Source organism: Pseudomonas sp. HN8-3 (assembly GCF_020790195.1).
Lineage (GTDB): Bacteria > Pseudomonadota > Gammaproteobacteria > Pseudomonadales > Pseudomonadaceae > Aquipseudomonas > Aquipseudomonas synxantha_A.
Genome location: NZ_CP086206.1, coordinates 1,211,100 through 1,234,551, shown reverse-complemented (window position 1 = coordinate 1,234,551; position 23,452 = coordinate 1,211,100). Strand labels below are relative to the sequence as shown.

The window sequence follows — 23,452 nt, the reverse complement described above, 5'->3', positions numbered from 1 at the left end:
GATCACTCTGGCGTTTCAAGTTTCAGCCGAGGGGCTACATATGCACCAGCGCTTCATGCCCCGGTGGAATGCCCGACACATCCCACGCCGTCCCCCCGAAAAAGCGCAAGTGCGCTCGACAGCGTACCGGTATCGCCCTCAGTAATGAACGCGTCTCGGAAGGCTTTCCCGGTCTCCGGGTTGAACAGGCCATCACGCTCAAACCGTTCAAAAGCCTGGCGGGCCAAGACACCAAACCACTTGTAGGAATACATCTTGGCCCCATAGCTACCCATCGGTTGTTCGAAACTGTTGATCGGGCGGGTGCCATCAGGCCACTGCAAATGCCCGATTTCACTGTTGGCATGGGTGAAAACCTCATGAGGTGTACGCCCGTCGCCGTAGGTACGGTGCAGCTCAAAGTCGACGAGACCCGTGAGCAAAATACTGGCGGTTTCCTGACTGGTCTGGGTGTGAGCAAATCGGCTCATTTGAGTGGCCATATCGTCAGGCAAGGGATCTCCTGTCTGGAAATGGCCGGATAGCCAGACCAGGAACGACGCAGTAAAGCAGAATTGCTCCAGCACCTGGCCGAAAAACTCCGTCGTATCATGGCCTAATTGGCCCATACCGGAAATCGCCCGGTAGGGGGCGGCGGTCAACAGGTGCTGCAGGCAGTGGCCGAACTCATGCAATAAGACCCTCAATTGCAAGTGATCCAGCAAGCAAGGCTGGGTCGCTGTCGGTCGTGGCAACTGGCTGCGCAGCACGGCTATAGGCCGTTGTGGACGCCCCTCGGCGGTCATCCGGTGATTGCGCAAACCTGAGGCGGCGCCAATCTCGCCGCCCGCCATACGGCGATAAGGGTCAATGAACAAATACCCAATGGGCTCGGCGTACTCCCTGAGTTCGAATACCCGCACATCCGGGTGCCAGGTATCGACGGTGGTTTGTTCAATCAGCTCAACGCCGAACAGCGTTTTGGTGAACGCGCACAAGCGGTGCAGCACCGTTTCCAACGGGAAGTATTTGCGCACGGCGTCTTGGGAGACACCCGCCACGTCCTGGCGAATCTTTTCCGTATAATAGTTGTAATCCCAGGGTTCCAGCGCATTGATCCCACGTTGTGCGGCATAGCGTTGCAGTTGTTGTGCCTCATGGGCAAATGTCATGCGTGCCCGATCAATCTGCTGATGCAAAAATGCAGTGACCTCATCGGTCGTCTGCGCCATTTGCTCCACCAACGCCAGTTCGGCGAAGTTGGCATAGCCGAGCAATTGTGCTTTCTGGTGACGGCTGTCGAGCAACACTGTCAGAACCGGTTCATTGTCGGTGGCAATGTCGTCGCGACCGGTGCTCACGGCACGGCTGTAGTAAGCCACCATCATTTCCTGGCGCAAGGCTCGATGGTCGGCGTAGCTCATCACCTCCTGAAAGGACTGCTCGGAAAGGGTTAATAACCAGCCATCCAGGCCTGCGTCCCGAGCCGCAGCCTCCATGCGTGCCAGGGTCGCGCCAGGCAACCCACTGAGCATCGCCTTATCTTGAATGTGCTTACGCCATGCGTCGCCGGAGTCTTTCACACGCCGCAGGAACTCTTGGCTGAACTCCTCGATTTGCAGGTTCAACGTTTTGAGCCGTCGTTGATTCTCAGGCGAAAGATCAAGACCCGCCAACTGGTACTTGCGCAGTATTTTATGCAATGCACTGTGGCGCTGTTGATTGAAAAGGGCTGCGGGCGGGCTATCGGCAAGTTGTCGGTGAAGCTGGTACAGATCATTGTTCGCGGCCAGCTCGGCGCAATACTGCCTTGCAAGCTCATAACTGCGATGTGATGCCAGCTTCCATGTCGGCCCCTGGGGAACGGAGTCAAGCAACTCAATGATTTTGAGAAAGCCGTCCAGGCGTGCCTCCAGCTCTTCCACTACTTGCACCAGGTCGTCCCACGTGGGGAATAACGACTGGCTGGCAATGATCGTGGCGGTGGTGTTGCGGCTATCAGCGATGATTTGCTCAATGGCGGGAACCAAGTGTTCTGCTCTGATGGCAGAGAACGGTGGCAAGTCGTAGGGCAGTAGCAGAGGGTTTCTTTCAGGCATGAAGTCACTCTTCAAAGGTTGCTGTCGAAGCAGCCAGCCTAGGGAATGAATTATCGTTGGAGGGGTAGATAGATAAGGGCAAAGCGATAACGCGCGGAACCGGATGCCCCGCGTTATACACAGCCACAGTGCTCGCGATATCAGGCCCCAGGGGCGGCAGGCACCTCACCGCAAATAGAGGATCGTGCAGAAAATACGGCGGTCAGAAGCCCCACCCCGCGGTAGAGCGGGGTGGGGCTTTTTGTCACAAGACACACATCAGGACGCGGAACGCACCGTCCCTTGAGCGACGGTCTTTGGCTGCAACCTGAACACGTAGAACAGCACGGTCAACACCACCAGGAACACCGGGCCCACATACAGTGCCACACGGGTATCGGGGAAGTACGCCATCAGCCCCACCACCATCACCAGGAACGCCAGCGCCAGGTAGGAACTGACCGGGTACAACCACATGCGGTACTTGAGGCCAGCCGCTTCGGCCGGGCTCAGGCTTTTGCGGAACTTGAGCTGGGCCAGCAGGATCATCAGCCAGGTCCAGATCGCGCCGAACGTGGCAATGGAAGTGACCCACACAAAGACTTTTTCCGGGACCATGTAATTGAGCAGCACACCCAGCAACAGTACGAAGATCGACAACAGCAACGCCTTGCGCGGTACGCCGTTGCTCGACGTGGTGCCGAAGGTGGCAGGTGCCTGGCCGTTCTGCGCCAGGCTGTAGAGCATACGCCCGGTGCTGAAGATGCCGCCGTTGCAGGACGACAGCGCGGCGGTGATCACTACGAAGTTGATGATGCCCGCGGCGGTCTTGATGCCCAGACGCTCGAAGGTCATCACGAATGGGCTGCCCTGGGTGCCGATTTCATTCCATGGGTAGATCGACAGGATCACAAACAACGCCCCCACGTAGAACAGCAGGATGCGCCAGAACACCGAGCCGATGGCACTGGGAATGGTCTTCTGCGGGTTCTTCGCTTCACCAGCGGTCAGGCCGATCATCTCCACGCCCAGGTAGGCGAACATCACCATCTGCAAGGACATCAACACTCCCGTGATGCCATTGGGCATAAAGCCGCCGTGGGCCCACAGGTTGGAAATGCCCAGCGCCACGCCGTCATTGCCAAAACCAAACGCGATGATGCCGACGCCGCCGATGACCATGGCAATGATGGTGACGATCTTGATCAGCGCGAACCAGAACTCGAACTCACCGAACGCCTTGACCGCGATCAGGTTGATCGTGCCCATGCTGATCAACGCCGCCAGGGCCCAGATCCAGCGTGGGGTGTCGGGAAACCAGACGCCCATGTACACGGCCACGGCGGTGATTTCCGCCACGCAGGTCACCAGCCACAGGAACCAATAGTTCCAGCCGGTGAGAAAGCCCGCCAAGGGGCCGAGATAGTCTTGGGCGTAACGACTGAACGAGCCGGCGACAGGGTTGTGCACCGCCATTTCGCCTAGGGCGCGCATGATCACCAGGATCGCCAGGCCGCCAATGATGTACGAAAGCATGATCGCCGGGCCGGCCATTTCAATGGCCTTGGCCGAACCAAGGAACAGGCCGACACCGATACAGGCGCCAAGGGCCATCAGGCGAATATGCCGTTCACCGAGTTCGCGTTTGAGCGGGCCGCCTTGAGCGGTCTCGCCATGGGGCAGTGGGTTGCCGACTGGCATAAAGGTACAACCTCATTTTGTTATTGGATTGTCCGTCGAGTTTGCGGGGTGCAGGCCGGTAAGCCTGTGCCCTTGTCGAAACCGGGGCCGCCTCATGGACGGACCCTTCTTGCCGGGCAAGATCAGCGGGCCGTGCAGTATAAAAACCTCGACACAGGGCCTTTCACTATAAAACACGCCAATTTCAGCGGTACCTCGCGGGAAAAAGCCGGTTTATGGAGGGGCATTAGCTGATCCCGCGTGAAAGGCCACGGGGCGAAACGGCGGCGAGTATTGCACAGCCAGGGTGCATCGTCATGCCCCTACCATCGCCCAATGGTCACTGCAAGGGGCTCTATCTCAAGGCTTTCACGCCATAGCGATACAAACCATGGAAAAAGGCGAAAGGTCCCGGTGAAGACTGCGCCCGCAACCGGCACGCTCTGTCATTACCTTCAACGAGACTTCATGGATGACTGAATTGACCACCCGGCATGAGCAGCCGACTCCATCCCAGCGTCAGGACGGCGATCGGCAAATGCTGGACACCCTAATTGCACACCTCAAGACCGAACCCTACGCTGCCGCAGACTCACTCCCGGTGCCGACCCACTGTGCACTCGGCTGCTGGCTTGTGCTCTATCGCCAAGCCCTCGGCCACCCCTCTTTCGTGGCCTGGGCCGGGCAGCGGCGTTTCAACCCGATGGAAGTGAACGTGCGCAACGGCACTCTGTATGCCAACGGTGCCACCTTCACCTATGAGGACGCCAGCGGCTGGCAGCAGCTCGCGCCGCCCATTCGGGCCATCGCCCTGATCATCGACCCGGATGCCATCGGCCTGGCCTACCCTGCCGCAAACCTGTCACTGAGCGCCCGTCAGGTGCTGCGGTTCCACGGCTACCCCCAACCGACTACGCTTGCCCAACGCGGCGTGCTGATTGACGCACTGGGTAGGACCGAACCTGCGCTCGCGGACGCGTTCGAGCGACTGAATCAGGATCTGCACGCGGCAGCCAATGCACTGCATGCACAGATCATCGAAGACGACCTGAACGAACACACATTCAACCTGTTGAGTGTGTACCGCTGCCGTTTCCCGCTGGCTGGCGGCTCGTTCTGGGCCGTGACCATGCAGACCGCCGCAACGTTACTCGGGGAGATCACTGAGCATCCGCAGTTTCTCGCCTTGACTCGCCCCGATGCACTGACCCAAGGCCTGTACGAATTTGACCACCAGCAACACTCGATCAGAGGCGCCGGCCCCTGGGGTCAACGGCTAGACATCAGCCATGAACAACTGTCGCAGCTGCCGCTGGGCGATCGCCTTGAACGCTTGCAAGCCTGCGCTGCGGCCATGAACCTGTTCGTCCATCAGGACGGCCAATTCAGCCTCGCACAGTTGCTCAGCTTGCACGACCTGCCGTTGCCGGATAATCGCGAGGCGGCCTGGGAGCTGATGGAACAACTGCAGCGCAGCGAACCGGTGACGGTGCCGCCCGTGAGTGATCTGGCGCATTCCGACGTCGCCTTGCGCCAGTATCGACAACGCCTCGAAACCACCCGGCTCGCTAGCCCCCAGCAGGGCAATTACTGGGAAGCCCTGGGTATGCCACTACCGGGTGCGCTGACCCTTTCAACCGAACAACGCGCCAAGGTGATCCATATCAGCGCCACGTTTGTCCCACAACCCAGCTCCGGTTTGTTCAACCTGCTGGCCGCCGGTCTGCCGCCCGGGCCACCGGATGAACAACTGCAACAACTGCTTGCCGCTCCCCGTGCGCAGAAGCTGGCCGACTCATTGCTCGGCGCCGTGGGCTGGTTTGGACACGCCCCCGGTGAAACGACCAACAACACCAGTCGAGACGCATTGGTCCTTGCCGCGCTGATCCTCAGTCTCGACCCGCAGGCCGCACAATCGCGATACACCCTCGCCGGCCTGAACCTGAACCACAGCGATTACCATGGGCATCGTTATGCAGACCTGCGCCGCTCACTTGAGCTGCACCTGATTGCGGCTGGTGTTGCTACTCCCCAAACCACGGGGTTGGCCGCACACCTGTTGCTGGCGGGTGTCGCACCGGAGTTTTTGGTGCAAGGCATCCCTGATTCGCTGTACTTCATGACTTCCCACGCCTGGATGCTGTTCAAACAAGGCGTGATGCTGGCAGAAGAGCTCGCCTGCGGGTCAACACGACAGCTGGCGTTCAGCGACATCATCGCGCTTGCCATCCAGGAGCCGGCGACGGACCAGGAACGCTTGTGGCGCGAGCATTACGCCACCGCCACTCTGATCGACTGGGCAATCGTCCACGGCGAACTGCGACCTGCACAGACCTATCGAACCGATGAACTCGACGCCATCAAAGAACGCCTGAAGGCCCGTATAAAGACTTTGCACGACGCAGCCGAAACCTTGCGCAGCAGGCTCATCACGCGCCGCAGCCTGGCCTTGAGGGACCTTAAACGCGTCTTCCCCAACCACCGCTGGCTGAAGAAAAAATGCCTGCAAGAAGGACAAGGCCCCTTTCGGCTCCCCTCCTACAGACCGACCACGGGCGTAAAGCTTCAGTCGTTGGCGGATCTGCATATGGGCGGCCACCTGCAACCCATTGACGATAAATGGCGCTCAACCGACCCCGAACTCGACCTCGCCCTGCTGAAAAAAAACTTTGGCCAGTTGCGCGATGTCAACGCGCTGTTCAGCGAGGCCGCTGGTGCTTACACGCAAAGACTCAAGGAGGCGTTTATCCGAGCGATCAGTTACCTGCTGTCGCAGTTACCACTGGCCGACCGCAAGCGCTTGCACGAGGGGGCGGTACAACTGCTCGTGGTGAGGCAAGCAGCCAGCAAGCCGCAGATCGAGGAAGAGCCCGGAGAGAAAATGGCCCGTACCGGCCGGTTCGGCTTCATCCTGCGTAGTACGGCAGTCAACACCGTCCATGACTACGAACTGTTTCCCCTGCTCAATCAAGTGCAACAAAACACCCGCCTTCCCGCCATCCTGGAACTGGGAGGCCGCCCGCTCAAAGTCACCACCGGTTCCCCCCACAGCACACGACCGATCGCGTATTTGCATGAGGGCAGTCGCCTGGCCATTGATGAGGATGCCTACTTCAAAGGCAGCCCACCCACACCTGGAAGGTATTGCACCGTTATCGTGGATCAACTCTGGCATTTCGAGGGGCTCCCGGCCATTGCTAGTCCGCTGGCGTTCGACTCGCCAAGAAACCTCACGTTGGCGAGCACCATCGTCAATCACCACTTTTTCATCGATATCGATACCTGGGTGGCCCAGGCCAAAGGCTTGACCACCCTTGAAGAGCGAAAAAAAAACAGCGAGCAGTTGTTAGAGGCGCTGCTGGGCTTCATACCCTTCTGGACCTGCGGCCATGACCTCGCCTCCGGGGAAATCAAAAGCGTGCTCGATGGCACACTGGGCTGTTTCTTCGACATGCTTGGCCTGATCATGCCAACCAAAGGCTTCATTACCAGCGGCTGGGGCCGCCTGATCAAGCCCGCACCGGCCTACTTGAAACTGCTGCAACTGACCAGACTCAGCGCCACCTTTATCAATGAGTTGCTCAACCCACTGGAGGCGGTGCCATCGTTGGTGCGCCTGACGGCCTATGGCCTGGCCAGGTTAAACCACTCAGGCCAGCGGGCACTGGCGGGCGCACTGCGTCATGCCCAGCAACGTCTGGCCCATGGGACGCCGATGGATTACGCCCGGCTGATCAACCGCGCCGACGTCAGGCCTGGCGTTCTGATGCACCCTGAGGGGCTGACGCCTCTGTTGGCGATCAGGCGCGCCAACGCCTGGCATGCCTTTGACCCCTTCAGTGCAAGGCCGTACGGTCCCGCGCTGGAAGGTTTGCAACTGGACACCACGATGGCCGTCACACCGGTCAGCTTCGCCGACGGCTACAAGGTGCTCGTTGTAGAGCCCTTTTTTGACACGGCGCCCTTGCTCATTCAACGCGTCGACGCGACCGACTTGTTGGACCAAGGCCGCGTCTGGCGTTTGTCCCATAAACACCCCAGCCAGCTGGACGAACTCACCTCAGCGGCCCATGCCAAGCTCACCGACCACTTCGACTCGGTCTGCCCCGTCGGCAGAGCAAAGCGCAGCCCGGGGGTGCCCCTCATCTGTTTCACCAAAAGGCTGTACGCCTTTAAGGATTCGATTCATAAACGTCGAGTCCAGGCGCTCGACCATATTCGCATCCAGCCGGCGCCGATGACCGGCGGCAACAAACGCCAGTTGGTCTATTACCGAAACGTGCATGATGTCACCCCGGACTTCGACGGCTTCGAGCTGACCTCTCACCCCCAACCTTCAGCGTTGATCTACCAACAGCAGGTCAGCGGCAGGCGCATTGACAGCGAGCCGCAGTTCGGCTTGCCCGAAGACGACCTGGACAACCTGCTCACCCGTAAAACCCAAGTCGTTGAAATCGATGGGCTGGTGAACCTCATCAATGACCGCAGAACCCTTCGGGCGCTGGAGATCACCCTACCCAACACGACAACACCTTACTGGGTGGCCGAGCCCGATGTGGGTGTTTTTTACCGGACAAACGCAACGCCCAGCGGCGCCGACACCTTGCAATTCCAGCAATTGGATTTCAGCCAAGGCGGCGACGATACAGCGCTGATCAGGGCCTACTGCGACACCAAAATGCAGTTCTTGCAAGCCGGCGGGATGATTCCCGACCAACCGCTGGTCACACTGCCGACCCTCGAAGTCCTGTACCGACAGTTGAGCAAGCGCGGGTTTTTGCCGAAAAAAATCGAAAATATCCGCAAAAAGGCCAGCACCCTGAGGGTCATCAAGCAGCGGGAACTGCTGCTTAACGCCTCGGACGAGGGAAGGCGCCTGGATATCAATGTGGTCTCGCGGCCGGTGCAACTGGACATCTGGCCACCCAGCTCCGCCACGGGTAGCCCGCTCAATAAATACCTCGCAGAGCAAGCCAACGTCAGCACCCAGGCAGTGGTGGATAGAACCGGCCTGAGATCAAACAACGTCGTCGGGGCGACCCCGGCTGAAATCCTGCGACTGCAAGAAGCTGAACCCGTTGTGATGTGGGAATACAGCAAGATCGGCCACCCGAACTACACCGAGGTCATTCTCAAGACCGGTGCGGGAAATTGTGACCAGATGGCCCATGTGGCGTGTGAAATGATCCGAACCAATGGTGGCGTCGCTCACGTGTGGTACTGCCGGGGTCATACCTTTGTGGTGGTGGGTACGGTCCCTTCGGGCTTGACCCAGACTCTGGATTTCCAGGGTGCCGACTGGGCGAACCTGTCTATCTGCGACCCCTGGGCATCCATTACGTGTCCGGCGCAGGACTATATACGGCAACTGAAGATAAAAATGACCGTCTGGTACCTGGAGGACAAGATGGTGTTTTTCCATGATGGCGTGAGCCGTCGCTGGGCACCGGCCAATGACCCGACCTGGCTGAACATACTGGAGACCAGCATTAAATATCCGATGCCATGAACACATTTTTTCCCCAACCGGCTACCCGCGACTAAGCTTCAGGCAAGTCCGATCAATCTGCGTGCAGGGGTCAATCGACTATGGGCGCACTGTGGCAAACCGAATCAAGCAAGGCTGCGAAACTACAAGGCAGTCCGGACCCAGCGCCTTTACCTAAAAATAAACCCCAGCCCCGTTATGTACGGCGGCTGTTCTGGTTGATCGTGCTGATGGCGCTGGTGGCCTTGGGGTTTGCCGCCACCAAAGAGATGCGCACGTCACGCCTGCAGGCCCAGGAACTCAGCCGCCTGGCCCGTACCCTCACCTACCAGGTACAACCCGGCCCCAGCGATGCCATCGCCTATCCCGGTGCCGGCCCTTTCGACCGGCGCCTGGGTTACAGCGACCTCGGCACCTTCCTGCCGCGCTTGCTCAAACGCGGCTATGTAATCGAGGCCCAGGCACGCTTTTCGCCGCAATTGATGGACTACAGCACCAAGGGCCTGTTCGTGCCCTACACGGAAAAGATCCAGGCCGGGCTGTCCATCACCGATTGCCGAGCCGTGCCGCTCTACCAGTACAAGTACCCGCAACAGTTGTATGAGAGCTTCGACGCCATTCCGCCTCTGGTGATCAGCAGCCTGCTGTTCATTGAAAACCGCGACTTGCTCGACCCCAGTCAACCCCAGGCCAACCCTGCCGTTGACTGGCCGCGCTTTGCCAACGCCGCGTGGTCGCAAGTGGCAAAGGCGCTGCATCTGCCGGGACAGAGTGCCGGCGGCAGCACCTTGGCCACGCAGCTGGAAAAATACCGCCACTCTCCGGATGGCCTGACCGTGTCGGGCACCGAGAAACTGCGACAGATGTTTTCTGCCGCCGTGCGGGCCTATCGCAATGGGCCACAAACCTTACCGGCGCGGCAGAATATCCTGCGTGACTACCTCAACAGCGTGCCGCTGTCGGCAGTGCCCGGCCATGGCGAAGTGCACGGTTTGGCCGAGGGGCTGCGAGTGTGGTACGGCGCCGACTTCAACCAGGTCAATCAGGCGCTGGTCGGCCCGGTGAATAGCGAGCAAGGTCTGGCCCTGCGTCAGGTGTTGTCGTTGATCATTGCCCAACGCCGCCCTTCTCACTACCTGGCCAAAGGTCGTGAAGAGCTGGCCCAACTCACCGACAGCCATCTGCGGCTGCTGGCCCACAACGGTGTGATTGCCCCTGCGCTGTTGCAGGCAGCGCTGACGTCCAAGGTCAGTTATCGCGACTGGGTGCAACAACCTACAATGCAACCCATCGAGACGACCAAAGGCATCAGCATGGCCCGCGCCCGCCTCGCCGCCCTGCTCGACCGCCCCCTGTACGATCTGGACCGCCTCGATCTCTCGGCCACCAGCACTCTGCAAGCGCCGTTGCAGGCCCAGGTCAGCGATTACCTCAAACGCCTCGCCGAGCCGGACTACGCACGCCAGGTCGGCCTGCTCGGCGATCGCCTGCTGACCCCAACCAGTACCGCGCAAGTACGTTACAGCTTCACCCTGTTCGAGCTGACACCGGACGGCTCACGGGTACGTGTACAAACCGACAATACCGACCAGCCCTTCGATATCAACGAAGGCAGCAAACTCGAGCTAGGCTCCACGGCCAAGCTGCGAGTGCTGACCACCTACCTGCAAATCATCACCGAGCTGCACGACAAGTACGCCACCCAAACGAGCGCCGCACTGAAGAAAGTCGACATCGCCGAACAGGACCGCATCAGCCGCTGGGCCGTCGACTATCTGATCCAGACACCGGATAAATCCTTGGCCAACATGCTCGACGCCGCCCTCGACCGCACTTACTCGGCCAGCCCCAACGAAGGTTTTTTCACCGGCGGCGGTATGCATCGCTTCCACAATTTTCGCAACGAAGACAACGGCCGCAGCCCGACCCTGCGCGACGCCCTGCGCGAGTCGATCAACCTGCCGTTCATTCGCCTGATGCGTGACCTGGTGCGTTTCAGCACCTATGCGGGCGCCAACAACAGCGCCGAGTTGCTCAAGGACGACAGTGACCCGCGCCGCCAGGAATACCTTGCCGACTTCGCCGACCGCGAGGGCACGACGTTCCTGCGCAAGTTCTGGAAGAAATACCAGAAGAAAGACACCCAGGACCGCCTCGACACCTTTCTCGACGGCCTGCGCCCCACGCCGATCCGCCTGGCCGCCGTGCACCGTTACTTGTTGCCCAACGCCAGCCAGGGCAGCTTCGACCTGTTCGTGCGTGCGCACCTGAACGGCATCAAAACCAATGAGAAACTCACCGATGAGCGCCTGCAAAATCTCTACAAAGCTTACGGCCCCGGCAACTATGACCTGCCCGACCAGGGCTATATCGCCAAGGTGCACCCTCTGGACCTGTGGCTGATGGGCTACCTGCTCAATCATCCCGAGGCAACCTTCAGTCAGGTGGTCAAAGCCAGCCAGTTCGAGCGCCAGGAAGTCTACAGCTGGCTGTTCAAGAGCCGTCATCAGAGCGCCCGCGACAGTCGTATCCGGACCATGCTCGAGGTCGAAGCCTTCCTCGATATTCATCAGCGCTGGCAGGCGGTGGGCTATCCGTTCGACCATCTGGTGCCCTCCCTGGCCACGGCCATCGGCAGCTCCGGCGATCGCCCGGCGGCGCTCGCGGAATTGATGGGGATCATCCTCAACGATGGCGTGCGTGCGCGGGTGGTGCGTATCGACAGCCTGCACTTTGCCGCTGATACACCGTATGAAACCCAAGTGATCAACGACCCCGCCGAAGGCAAACGGGTGATGCCGCTCGAAGTGGCGCGAGCACTGCGCGGGGCCTTGTCCCAAGTGGTGGATGCCGGTACGGCCAAACGCGTGGCCGGCAGTTTCAAGCTGGACGACGGTACACCGCTGGCCATGGGCGGCAAGACCGGCACCGGTGACAACCGTATCGAAGCCATCGGCGCCGGCGGCCGGGTACTCAGTTCCAAGGCGATCAACCGCACTGCCACCTTTGTGTTCTATATCGGTGACCGGCACTTCGGTACGCTCACTGCCTTCGTCCCAGGCAGTTCGGCACAAACCTTCAAGTTCACCTCGGCGCTGCCCGTGCAGGTGCTCAAAGGCATGGCGCCAATTCTGCTGCCGTACCTAAACCCAGGCAGCCACACGCTGTGCCAGCCCGTGGTCAGTACGCACTGATAGGCAACGATAGACAATTACTGCCAGGACAGCCCCGGCGCAGGCCAGTCTGAGGGCCCGATTGACTACACCCAAAAACCACCATGACCGCGACTGCTTCCTCTGCCCCCGAAGATAAAGGCCAACACTACTCACTCATCCGAGACGCGCTCCCCAACTGGGTCAAAACGCTGTCGACGTCACGCGCCAGCGCCTTGAAGTCCAGCCGCAAAACTATTGCGCCCTGGTATAAAAGTGCCTCGCCCCACCAGCATCAATTATTGAAAACCGCGATTGCCGAACATTGGCAAACCCAAACCCTTGTCGACCAGAAACTCGCCGCGGTCACCGACCTCAAAGGCTTTGCCGAGCCGTTGTTGAAAGCCGCGCTGAAACAGCAATACAACCTCGACGTCGATGTCCGCAGCACTTGCCTGCGGCTCTATGCCCCAGCCAACCAGGCATGGTGGGTCGGGGATTTTAGCGGTGGTGTGCAAAGCCGCACGGTGTCGCTGCTGGACGCGGCACTGCACAACTTTGCCGACAGCGAGGCGTTTACCGCCGATTCGCAATTCATCACCCAGCCCGACGCCCGGGGCCATTTCGATGTCATCCCTCTGAAAGCCCGGCTGTCGATCCAGCAGTTCAAAACGCTGGTTCGCGGCCTGGACATCGGCGCCCAGTACCAACAGCACCTTGAGAACTATCTCGGCCGCACCGCCCCGGTGGTCGAAGGCGTGCTGCGAGCCCGGGTGATGCTCAATCAGCAGGCCGCCCTCAAGGTGGCTGCGCGCATGGCATTAATCAGGGGCGATATCCAGGCGTTGGATCATGCGTTGATCACAGGCTTGGTCAGGGGCCAGCAAAACCTCACGCTCGACGGCAAGGCCGCGCACTGTCATGACCTGAGCCTGATGGATGCCACCTTGACCGGCGTGGTACTGATTGCCGCCGACCTGGAAGTCAGTCGCCAGGCATCGCCCGTGATCGCCTATATCCCGAATGACCCGCAGCACCCACTCAAACGCTATGCCTCGACGGTGGAGTTCATGCAGGCACTGACCGGGCAACTGCGGCAAACCGACTACCAGCAATTCTTCAGCCGGTTTGTCGAGCATCAGTACCAGGGGCATTTTTTCAACCAGTTGGGCACGCGTTTGAGCCAGGTGAAATGGCATCAACACGCGCCCGGCGATCCACAGCCGACCTGGCGTGAAACACCCCGCGACAACCCCAACCTGCAGTTCAGCGTGACGCGTGTACGCACGCCACTGTGGGAGCACCTGTATCAGCAAAGTCTCAATAAAATCCTCAACGATGCCCGTGAGCTGGCGATCGCAACCGCCTACGCCGACCGCATGGCACGTTGGGCCTGGTGGGAAAATCTAGAAAAAGTCCTCTCGGACATTCTCAACGCGGCGCTATTAGTGGTGACCCCCTTCGTTCCGTTTTTGGGCGAATTGATGCTGGCCTATACCGCTTACCAACTCGCCGACGAGGTGTTCGAAGGATTGTTGGATTGGGCCGAAGGCCAGGGCATAGAGGCCATTGAACATGTGGCAGGGGTGACGGAGAACGTGGTGCAACTGATCGCGTTCGGCGCCGCCGGGCAACTGGCCCATCTTAAGCTGTCCCCCTTTGTCGAGGGTTTGAAGCCTGTGACGCCGGCTGACGGCAAAACCCGTTTATGGAATGCGGACTTGAGCCCCTATGAACAAGAAGCCGTAACCCTGGCCCCCGGTTCGAAACCCGATGCCCATGGGTTTCACTCGCACGCAGGCAAAAAAATCCTGCGCCTGGAGAACAAGCACTACGAGGTCAGCCAGGAACCCGACACCGGCCGGCACCGGATCATCCACCCACAACGCCCGCACGCCTATCGTCCCGAGGTGGTGCTTAACGGTCAGGGGGCCGTGGTGCTGGAGGGCGAAGAACCCAGGGCCTGGGACGACTCACAACTGCTCCAGCGCCTGAGCCCCATCACCGCCACCTGGCCACCTGCACGCCTGCAACAGTTATACGATATCAGTGGTACCGAACCCGGCGCGTTGAGGCATATGTACGCCGAAAACCAGGCCCCGCCGCCGCTATTGACCGATACCCTGAATCGCTTGGAACTGCGGCAGCAGATCGACGCTCTCAGCGAACCCTCCGCCGACAACGGTGAAGCCGCCTATTGGTCCGCCGACATGGTAACGCGAATGCCTGGCTGGCCGGCCGATAAAGCCGTCGCGGTGTTCGAAGCCGCCGACCTGAGCGGCGAGCCGATGCACCATGGCGCAATGCAGGCAACTCAGGAATCGACGCTGGCCATCAGCCGTGAAGCGTTATTGGCAGGCCGGCTAATCCCACGAGTCGTAGACTTTCTGGACACAACCGAGCTTACCGCTCTACTCGACAAGCCCTTGCCCGCCGACAATGACGCGCGGGTGCAAATCCTGCGTGAACAGCTGAGCCGCTACATCACCACACGCAAGGAGGACATCTTCGAGCACCTGTACGGTTTCAAACGCCAGTCAAAAAGCGCCCACGGGTTACTGCTGCAACGCCAGTTCCCCGAGCTGCCCGACACCCTGACCCAAGTGATACTGAACCAGGCCCGCCCGGCGGAAGTGCAGTTGATGAATGACGAGAAGCGTTTGCCGCTACGGCTCAAGCATCAGGCCCGGGAATTACAGTTCGAAGCGCGAACCACCCACGCCTACGAAGGTTTCTACCCGGGCAACGCGCCCACACCCGATACCGAACGGCTGCTGCTCAACGCGCTGAGAATCCACAGTGACGCGTTCGCCAACCTGCGCCTGAGCATCCGCGAGCAAGTGCCGAACGGGCAACTGCGTTGCCATGTCGGTCCGGACGAGGCAGCGACCGAGACGCTGCTGGTACGCACAGCACCAGGGCGATATGCAGTTCACAAAGCCGGCGTCGAGAATACCTGGGACCTGTATGAAGCCGTGCTGCAAGCCGTCCCCCCTGGCACCCTGGGTTTTGCGCCGGGTGATGGCGAGGCGTTGCGCCAGTGGCTCACACGCACCTTGCAACCACCCGCCGAACGCCGCACCGTGTTGGCCGAACCGCCGGTCTTCACAGTCGCCCCCCTGGAGACCCAACATCTGCTGCAAAAGCCAATGTTCAGCGCCCTGCGCCGTAGGCTGGGGCGCGCCAGCGTAGACGAGCGCCTCAAGTCGCTTTATCCGACGCTTTGCGAAGAAGATGTAGCGGCCTACGCCCTGTCGCTGGACTCGGCCGAGGGACAGCGTCTACTCACGGAGCTTGAAACCCAGAAAAAAGACCTGCTCCGCGCCCTCAAAAATTGGCAGGACCTACCGGCTGCCGGTACCCACAGACGTCGCGCAACACTCCCGGAGCAGTTGTTCAGGAAGCGAGTGACTGCGCTCATACAAAGCAGTTGGGAGCAATCGTCCAAGGGCTACGAAACGGATTTCGGCGAGCGTCGAGTGGGTAGCGAACTGGACCTGCGTGGAGAAACCATCTACGGGTTTTTGCAAAACTTCCCTCGATTGGACACCGCGTTGAACCACATCACCAACCTCAACCTGGCAGGCACCGACTTCACTGACGCCGACAGCCCGTTCCTGCACAATTTCCCTAACCTGCGTATGCTGGATATCACCGGCAAGCACCTGAAGACTTTTCCATCGGCCCTCAGCGGTATGCGTCGACTCACCCATCTGGGCCTGTCCGAAAACCCGATTCGCTGGCGTGCGCAGAACCTGGAACACCTCAGGCAATTGCACCACCTGAGGGTATTGATCCTCTCGCACAATGAACACCTGGTCACACCGGCGGACATTAGCCGCATGCCGGAGCTGCGCATACTGGCGCTCAACAACACGCAAATCCGCGATTGGCCCATAGGGCTGCTCGAGCTGCCGCGCTCGCCCGACTTCAACCTGAATTTGTTGAATACGCCGATCACCCAAGTACCGATCGTCGAACCCGGCTCGGTGCAAGCCGAACTGGTGACACGCGCACGCCTGGACAACAACAAGCTGGAGCGCGACGCCGAGGATCGACTGGTCAGTTACCGGCGCGCCGCGGGTCTGGATCCTTATCGCACCTATCCCCCCCGAGGCGAGCTGGACAGTCAATTCTGGCTCGAACACCTGACACCCGAAATACGCCAGGGATGGCAGGAAATCTGGGACGATCTCGAACGGGAACATGGCTCACAGGGTTTTTTTGAAGTCATCAGAAGCCAGCGACAACCCACCCCCGACATCGTCCACGACCCGGCCGACCTGCTGCGCTACAACCAAAACCTCAGACAATTGCGCACCAATGTCTTGCGTCTGCTAAGGGCCGCCGACAGCGACGAACAAACCCGCACGGCGCTGTTCAACCTGAGCGCCATGCCGACCCACTGCGCCGATGCGGGCGCCCAGCTGTTCAACGCCATGGGTATCGAAGCCATGAAGCTGGAGGCCTGGCGCGAGCCTACCCCTCAAGCCCGGACCGGTGCGCTGGTACGGCTGGCCAAGCAAAAGGCCCGGCTGGACAAGGTCAACCAGATCGCCAGGAAAGACATCCAGACTCGCCTCAACACCCCCACACTCAATGAGGATGGCAGCGAAGGCCCCTCTTTGCGGCTGACCACCGATGTCGTCGACGGTGTTCCGGGCACTCTGGATGAAGTCGAAGTGTACAGCGCCTACCAGACCGGACTGAAGGAACGCCTGGATCTGCCTTGGTTGGCGGACCACATGCTATACCGCGATGCCGGCAATGTCGCAGACTGGCAGCTGGCCAATGCTTACGACAAGGTCATCGAGGAGGAGCAAGGCGACGGGCTGGTGAACCAGATGCTTGAGCAGTCTTTCTGGAGCGACTACTTGCTCAATACCCGTCCCGAGGCGTTCCGACAGATCAAATGCCAGCATGAACAGGCCAGTGAAAGCATCGACGACTTGCGCCTGGCTCAAAACGCTTGGGCCGCCCATGAACAACTGCCACCGGAGCGCAAGAGCTCGACCACCAGTACCCAACTCCGGCAGCGTCTGCTCGACCTGGCAGACGCGCTGAATGTCCCCCATGAGCAAGTCCTGACCGGCGAGCCTATGACGGAAGAACGGTACTTGAGCCTGTTTTTCAAGAGTTTCTACGACGAACAGGAACTGGGCCGCCGCTTGACCCGCGAGGCCATGGTTGCCGCCGGTTTTTAACCCTCACTCCCATTGCACAATGGCTCATCCTTCAGCATGAGCGTTGAGGGGCATATCGGTCCTCCATCGCAACCCGGCACCACCGACCTCAGACGGTGCGTCAGCAGCAAGGGCGATGTAGTGGTTATGTAGGCCTGCCCTCCTCGTGAGGGTGATTAGTGTAGATCGGGTTGATCATCCGACTGTTCACTTAAAGGCATCAAAACCATGTTACTCGAACGCCCCTACCTACACGCTGCGAGCCACGCCAGCCAGGGTATTCATTTTGACTTTATCCAGCGTGCAATTCCGGATTGGCTCCGCACTGCCACGCTGACACGCGTTCGCGCAGCGCGGGGCGCCAGCCCTTATGTCTATACCCGCCTCAAGGCTGTGGACGCGCCTGCAGACCCTGCCCCCAGAGAGGCGATGGCCGAACATTGGGCAGCCAGGAACGCCTTGGATGAACAACTCAAATACATGAAGGACGTGTATTCATTCGCCGAGCGCCTGCTCAAAAAAGCCTTACGGGAATACGGCAACATTGATGTGAGAAACACCTTTATCCGTCTTTATGCCCCCGCCAAGAAAAGCTGGTGGGTCATTGGGGTGCACAAAGGTGTGACCAGCCGAACCGTGTCGTTGCTGGATGCCGCACTGCATAACTTTTGCGCCAGTGAGCAGTTTGCCGACTATGCGTTCTTGTCCCGCGTCGACGCTCGTGGCCAGCAAAACATCCTGACGCTGACCTCCGGCACCAGTGGTCAACCCTTGACGGCACTGGGTTTCAAAAACCTGTGCCGCTCGCTCGATATCGGCCGGCAATACCAGACACGGTTATTGAGTACCCTGGGCTTCAGCAATCCGGTCCAGGCCGATTCCTTACGGCTCAAAGTGATTGCCTGCGACAAAGCCTCGCTTAAAAATGCAGCCTGCATCGCCTTTGCACAGCAGCACATCAAAGCCGATGCGAGGCGTTTGCTCTTTGATATCGTCGAAGGCAAGCCCACCCCATCCCTGGGTGGCATACCGGTGGATTACTACAACCTGAGCCTGCTGGATGCCCGGTTGAGCGGTGTCCTATTGATTGCTGCGCCCCAAGGCCGCGACAAACACATCGAACGCTTGATTGCCTATATCCCCGAGGACCCCGAGCATCCGTTGAAGGAATACGCCTCGCCGGTCGCGTTCATGAACGAGTTGACGCGCCAATTGCGCGACAACCCCTCGCCCCTCGATGCAACAGGCCAAACGCCGAACAAGGCGACCTACCGCCAGTTCTTCAGTCAATTTATCGACCACAAACAACGCGGACATTTTTTCGCTGAATTGCAAAGCCGCCTGTACAAAGTGCAGTGGCACCAAAAGGCACGCACCGACAACGGCCCCAGCTGGCAAACCCTTAAGGTCGACACGCCGCAGTTGCACTTCAGCGTGCAAAACATCTTTGACGATTACCAGAACCGCCCGCCCTCAGGCCGCTCCGAGCCCGATACGCTGTGGCATTACCTGTACCGGGTCAAACTCAACAAGATCGTCAACGATACCCGGGAAATTGCCATCACCACCGCCTATGCAGACCTGATGGCACGCTGGGCCTGGTGGGACAACCTGAGCAAGATCCTGTCGGACATCTTTAATGCCGCGCTACTGGTGGTCACCCCATTCGTGCCATTCCTGGGGGAGCTGATGCTCGCCTACACCGCCTACCAGGTGGCCAACGATGTGTTCGAAGGCATCGTTGACTGGGCACAGGGCAAAGGGCTGGAAGCCATCGGTCACGTCATGGAGGTAGTGGAGGCGGTGGTGCAGTTGGGGGCTTGGGCGGCGGCAGGAACTGTCGGCCAGACCCTCACCCTCAAGCTATCGCCATTCGTCGAGAGCCTGCGCCCAGTGGAACTTGCCAGCGGCGAACAACGCTTGTGGAACCCGGATATTTCGCCTTACCAGCAGAGCATCAGCCTGCCCAAAGGCATTGAGCCAGACGCACAAGGCCTGTATCAGCATGCTCAAAAACACTGGCTGGTACATGCTGACAAACACTATCAGGTCAAGCCGGATCCGCACCTGACCCACCACCGGATCGTGCACCCCAACCGGCCGCAAGCCTACCGACCGAAAGTACGCTTCAATGGCAACGGTGCCTGGGTGCATGAAGGCGAACAACCGCGCAGCTGGGACGAGCACACGCTGATGCGCCGTATCAGCTCCGCCACCCATACGCTCACCACCGAACAGCTCGAACAGATCCGCATCATCAGTGGCAGCGAGCCCGACCATCTACGCTATATGTATGTGCACAACCAACCGTCTCCGCCGTTGCTGGTCGATACCCTCGAACGCTTTCGCGCCGGCCGATTTGCCGAAGAATCGGCGGGCAGGATACGCACAGGTCAGGTACTTGAGCCGTATTCCTACTGGTTCGAACAGGCCGTCACAGAACTCCCCGGCTGGCCGCCAAGCAAAGCCCTGGAGGTGTTTCACAACAGCGACCTGAGCGGCGACTCGCGCAAGTATGGCGATGCCACCGCCCTGCCGGCCAATACCCTGACCATCAGCCTGGCCGACGTGATGGCGGCAAAACTGCCGGAGCGTGTGCTGGGTTTTCTCGAAGAACAGCAGGTCAATACGCTGCTGGGCGAAACCTTGCCCAAGGCACAACGGGCCCAGGCACTGCGCGACAAATTAGCCAGTTACGTCGATGGCTTTGGCGGCCACATTGCCAGCAGTCACTATCAATTGGGCCAAGCCAGCAGCGATCCGCACATAGCCCTGCTACGCCAGACCTTTCCCGAGCTGCCGCTGAGCAGCGCCAACGCCTTGCTCAAACAGGCATGGCCTGAAGAATTAAAGGCAATGACGGACGAACAGCGCCTGCCCTTGCGCCTCAAGGGCCTGGCTCGAGAACTGTCCTTCGACAACAAGGCCTGCCGTGCAGTCGAAGGGCTTTACCCTCCCCTGCAACCGTCAGCGCAAAGCGAACGGTTGGTACTCAATACCCTGCGCTTGCATAGCGACTCATTCAGCGGCCTGAAAATCGATATACGTGACAACAGCCCCACTGGGTCCCTGCGCTGTAGTGTCGGTGAACACGATGCACCCCAGGTACGTACCCTGGTGCGTAACGCTCAAGGGGCTTATGAAGTATTCGATGCCGAACCCAAGTCGCTGAATCACACAGCCGATCTGTACGAGTCTGTGCTCTGGACCCTGGCGCAGGTTCCGCAGCGCACCCCGCCCTATGCCGTCGGCGAAGGTGAACGGTTCAGGCAATGGGTGATCGAGCACAATCAGACACCGTCCGAGCGACGCCAGGCGTTGGCCGAACCGCCTGTGAGCAGGCAGCCCGCCCCAGAGGTCGAGGTACTTCTGGGTGGAGGCGCATCGTGCAAAATGAGCCGCACCGACAGCTACGACATGCAACCAAAAACCATTGAGGAGCGCATCAAACAGCTACTTCCCGCCATGAGCAGAGAGGGTATTCGCCGCTTATCAAACACGCTGGGAACAATTGAAGGCGAGCAAACGCTGACGCAAATGGAGGCACAAAAACAACAGTTATTCCATCAGCTCGATACCTACATCAAAGGCCCGACCCGCTGGGAAGGCACGCCATTGGAGTCAGAAGCACGCAAGCGTCGGGCCGTAGTAGCAATCCGTCTTTACGACGGCTGGAGCAATGGCCTGACTGTTCACCTGGACGAGAGTTTCGAACACCGAGGTGGCATCGCCCTCGATTTATTCAACACCAACATGCCCGATGAGCTACCTACCCTTAGCGTGCCGCTGAACCACATCAGCGACGTGGACCTGCGCGGTTGCGATTTTGCAGACAGTCACGCCGCCTTCCTGAACAACTTCCCTCATCTGCGCGACCTCGACCTGAGCCATAACCGCATCACCCAGTTACCCGAGACTCTCGGCAACCTCAAACGCCTGCGGCGATTACACTTGGAAAAAAATGCTCTGGTGCTGGATGACTCGGCCATTGCCACGCTCAAACGCCTCAAGCGCCTCAAACAACTTGAGATGGCCGGCAACCCATTGGGGCAACCGCCGGATATCAGCCAGATGCCAAACTTGACCTTGCTGAACCTGCGCGACACACACATCAAGGATTGGCCTGCCGGGCTGGTGGGCCAATCCCGGCCACGGGGGTTCCAATTGGACCTGAGCGAGAACCCGATCACCCAGTTACCCCATGTGGCGCCAGGCTCGGATGATGCCGACATCATTGCTCGTACACGCCTGGACCAGGGCAAGCTCACCTCGGACTTTCAAGACTTGCTCGCCGAATACCGCGAGTCCGTGGGGTTGGACCCGCTGCGCTTCTACGCCCCCAAAGGCGAGAGCACGCCCTGGCTCACCTACATCAAGACTGAAGAGGTTGAACGCCACCGGCAACTCTGGGATGAGATTGAAAAAGAGCCGGGCTCCCAGGGCTTGTTTGAAGTGATCAAGTCCCTTGAGGAGCCGGATGCGTTTCAAGCCGAGGAGGACCGCTTGGCCTACCAGAGCAATCACCCTGAACTGAGCCAGAGAGTCTGGCGCCTGCTCAGAGCAGTGGAAGCCGACAGCGAATTACGCGACCGCGTGTTCAAGGATACCCGCTACCCTGGATTGTGCCCCGATGCGGGCGCGCTGATCTTTCAGAAACTGGGCATCGAAGTACTCGCCAGCGAAGCCTATCGGACCAGCACATCGCCACAGGAACTGGAGGCCAGGCTGGTGGTACTGGCCCGTGGAGCCGCGCGCGATGCTTACATGGGCAAAGCCATTGGTGAAGATATCGCCCAGCGCCTCAAACCCAAAGAACAGGGGGGGAAGGGGCAGCGGCTATGGTCGCAGGTCGTCGACGGCGAACATGGAGAGGTCGATGAGGCGGGCATTCATCTGGCCTATCGCAGCACACTGGCAGACCGACTGGACCTACCGTGGTTATCTACCCATATGACCTATCGTACCCTGGCTGACGTGACACCCGAACAGATCGAGAAAGTTGCCAACGCAGTCGCCAGGCTTGAAGAAGGTGACGGGCTGGTGAATCAGATGCTGCTGGACAACGGCTGGGAGCGTTACCTTGAGCAGCACAACCCCACCGCCAAATGGAACAATGACACCGCCTTCGACCTGAAATATGCTCAACTCGACGAACTGCAAGCGCTGCAACAGCAATACGCAGACTCGCAAGACCTGCCCGAGGCCGATCAGGAACCCCGGCGGGAAAAACTGCGCAGCTTGGCACAGGCGCTGGAGCTGGACGAAAGCAGCGTGTTATCCGGTGATCCCATGAGCTCAACCCTGTTCGATACGACACTCAACGAGTTGGGCTACCGTCACACACAGTGGCTGCGGGACCTGACCCGCGAGGCCTTGAACCGCGCGGGGACCCGCAGGAACCGGACTTGATCAAGGCGCCGGAAAATCAAACAACAGGTGCACCGTGCCGTAATACTCGCCGCCCTTGTAACCGTCCGCCGGTTCGATGGCGGCAATTTCCAGCTCGGCGCGGCGGCCGGCACGTGCCTCGTCGGCGCTGAGGACCAGGGTCGAATCCAGCGTCAGCGGCACCCGATTGAACAACACCTGCAGTTCGATACGGTTGCGGCCACTCAACAGGTAAGGCGTATCACCCAGGCGCGCGGCCACCCCGCCATTGATGTTCTTCACGTCGAAGTTCTTGCGCAGGCGTCCCAGCCGGGCAGTCGCCAGATCCCAGGCCAGCACCTGGTCCTGCCCAATCCAGTCGGGCTCGGAGGGCAGCACATAAGCCTCATGGATCGGGATGGTCACCGACACATCAAACGTGTGGCGCTCCTGGAACGCCAGCGCCCGTTCGCCCATCAGCACAGGCGCCATCAGTACCGCCAGTACCGTTAGTTGCTTGAACAT

At 59.7% G+C, this 23,452-nt stretch carries 7 protein-coding genes; 4 read left to right on the top strand and 3 right to left on the bottom strand.

Annotation, left to right across the window (positions count from 1 at the left end; translation table 11 throughout):
• Positions 1-53 precede the first annotated feature (53 nt).
• Entirely contained in the window at positions 54-2,078 is a 2,025-nt protein-coding gene (locus tag LJX92_RS05385) for a M3 family metallopeptidase (protein WP_228309385.1), read from the bottom strand.
• A 258-nt stretch (positions 2,079-2,336) separates the two neighbouring features.
• The gene (locus LJX92_RS05380) at positions 2,337-3,758 is read right to left on the bottom strand and encodes an amino acid permease (RefSeq protein WP_078820379.1); all 1,422 of its coding nucleotides are present in this window, start codon (positions 3,756-3,758) and stop codon (positions 2,337-2,339) included.
• Positions 3,759-4,209: 451 nt separating this feature from the next.
• Here LJX92_RS05380 and LJX92_RS05375 point away from each other — a divergent pair, with 451 nt between their 5' ends.
• From LJX92_RS05375 to LJX92_RS05360, 4 genes are all read left to right on the top strand, one after another.
• Complete coding sequence (locus LJX92_RS05375) at positions 4,210-9,246, top strand: hypothetical protein (RefSeq protein WP_228309384.1); 5,037 nt, start codon at positions 4,210-4,212, stop codon at positions 9,244-9,246.
• Between the two features lie 80 nt (positions 9,247-9,326).
• The gene (locus LJX92_RS05370; protein WP_228309383.1) at positions 9,327-12,419 is read left to right on the top strand and encodes a transglycosylase domain-containing protein; all 3,093 of its coding nucleotides are present in this window, start codon (positions 9,327-9,329) and stop codon (positions 12,417-12,419) included.
• An 83-nt stretch (positions 12,420-12,502) separates the two neighbouring features.
• Entirely contained in the window at positions 12,503-17,581 is a 5,079-nt protein-coding gene (locus tag LJX92_RS05365; protein ID WP_228309382.1) for a dermonecrotic toxin domain-containing protein, read from the top strand.
• A gap of 207 nt (positions 17,582-17,788) precedes the next feature.
• Positions 17,789-22,969 (top strand): dermonecrotic toxin domain-containing protein, encoded by a 5,181-nt coding sequence (locus tag LJX92_RS05360; protein WP_228309381.1) that lies wholly within the window; start codon positions 17,789-17,791, stop codon positions 22,967-22,969.
• On the opposite strand, the gene LJX92_RS05355 is transcribed toward LJX92_RS05360, so the two are convergent.
• Entirely contained in the window at positions 22,970-23,452 is a 483-nt protein-coding gene (locus LJX92_RS05355) for a CS1 type fimbrial major subunit (protein WP_078820401.1), read from the bottom strand.

Excerpts from the sequence above, each read along its gene's own strand:
- LJX92_RS05385 (WP_228309385.1), bottom strand. The coding sequence starts at position 2,078 with ATGCCTGAAAGAAACCCTCTGCTACTGCCCTACGACTTGCCACCGTTC.
- LJX92_RS05380 (WP_078820379.1), bottom strand. The coding sequence starts at position 3,758 with ATGCCAGTCGGCAACCCACTGCCCCATGGCGAGACCGCTCAAGGCGGC.
- LJX92_RS05375 (WP_228309384.1), top strand. The coding sequence starts at position 4,210 with ATGACTGAATTGACCACCCGGCATGAGCAGCCGACTCCATCCCAGCGT.
- LJX92_RS05370 (WP_228309383.1), top strand. The coding sequence starts at position 9,327 with ATGGGCGCACTGTGGCAAACCGAATCAAGCAAGGCTGCGAAACTACAA.
- LJX92_RS05365 (WP_228309382.1), top strand. The coding sequence starts at position 12,503 with ATGACCGCGACTGCTTCCTCTGCCCCCGAAGATAAAGGCCAACACTAC.
- LJX92_RS05360 (WP_228309381.1), top strand. The coding sequence starts at position 17,789 with ATGTTACTCGAACGCCCCTACCTACACGCTGCGAGCCACGCCAGCCAG.
- LJX92_RS05355 (WP_078820401.1), bottom strand. The coding sequence starts at position 23,452 with ATGTTCAAGCAACTAACGGTACTGGCGGTACTGATGGCGCCTGTGCTG.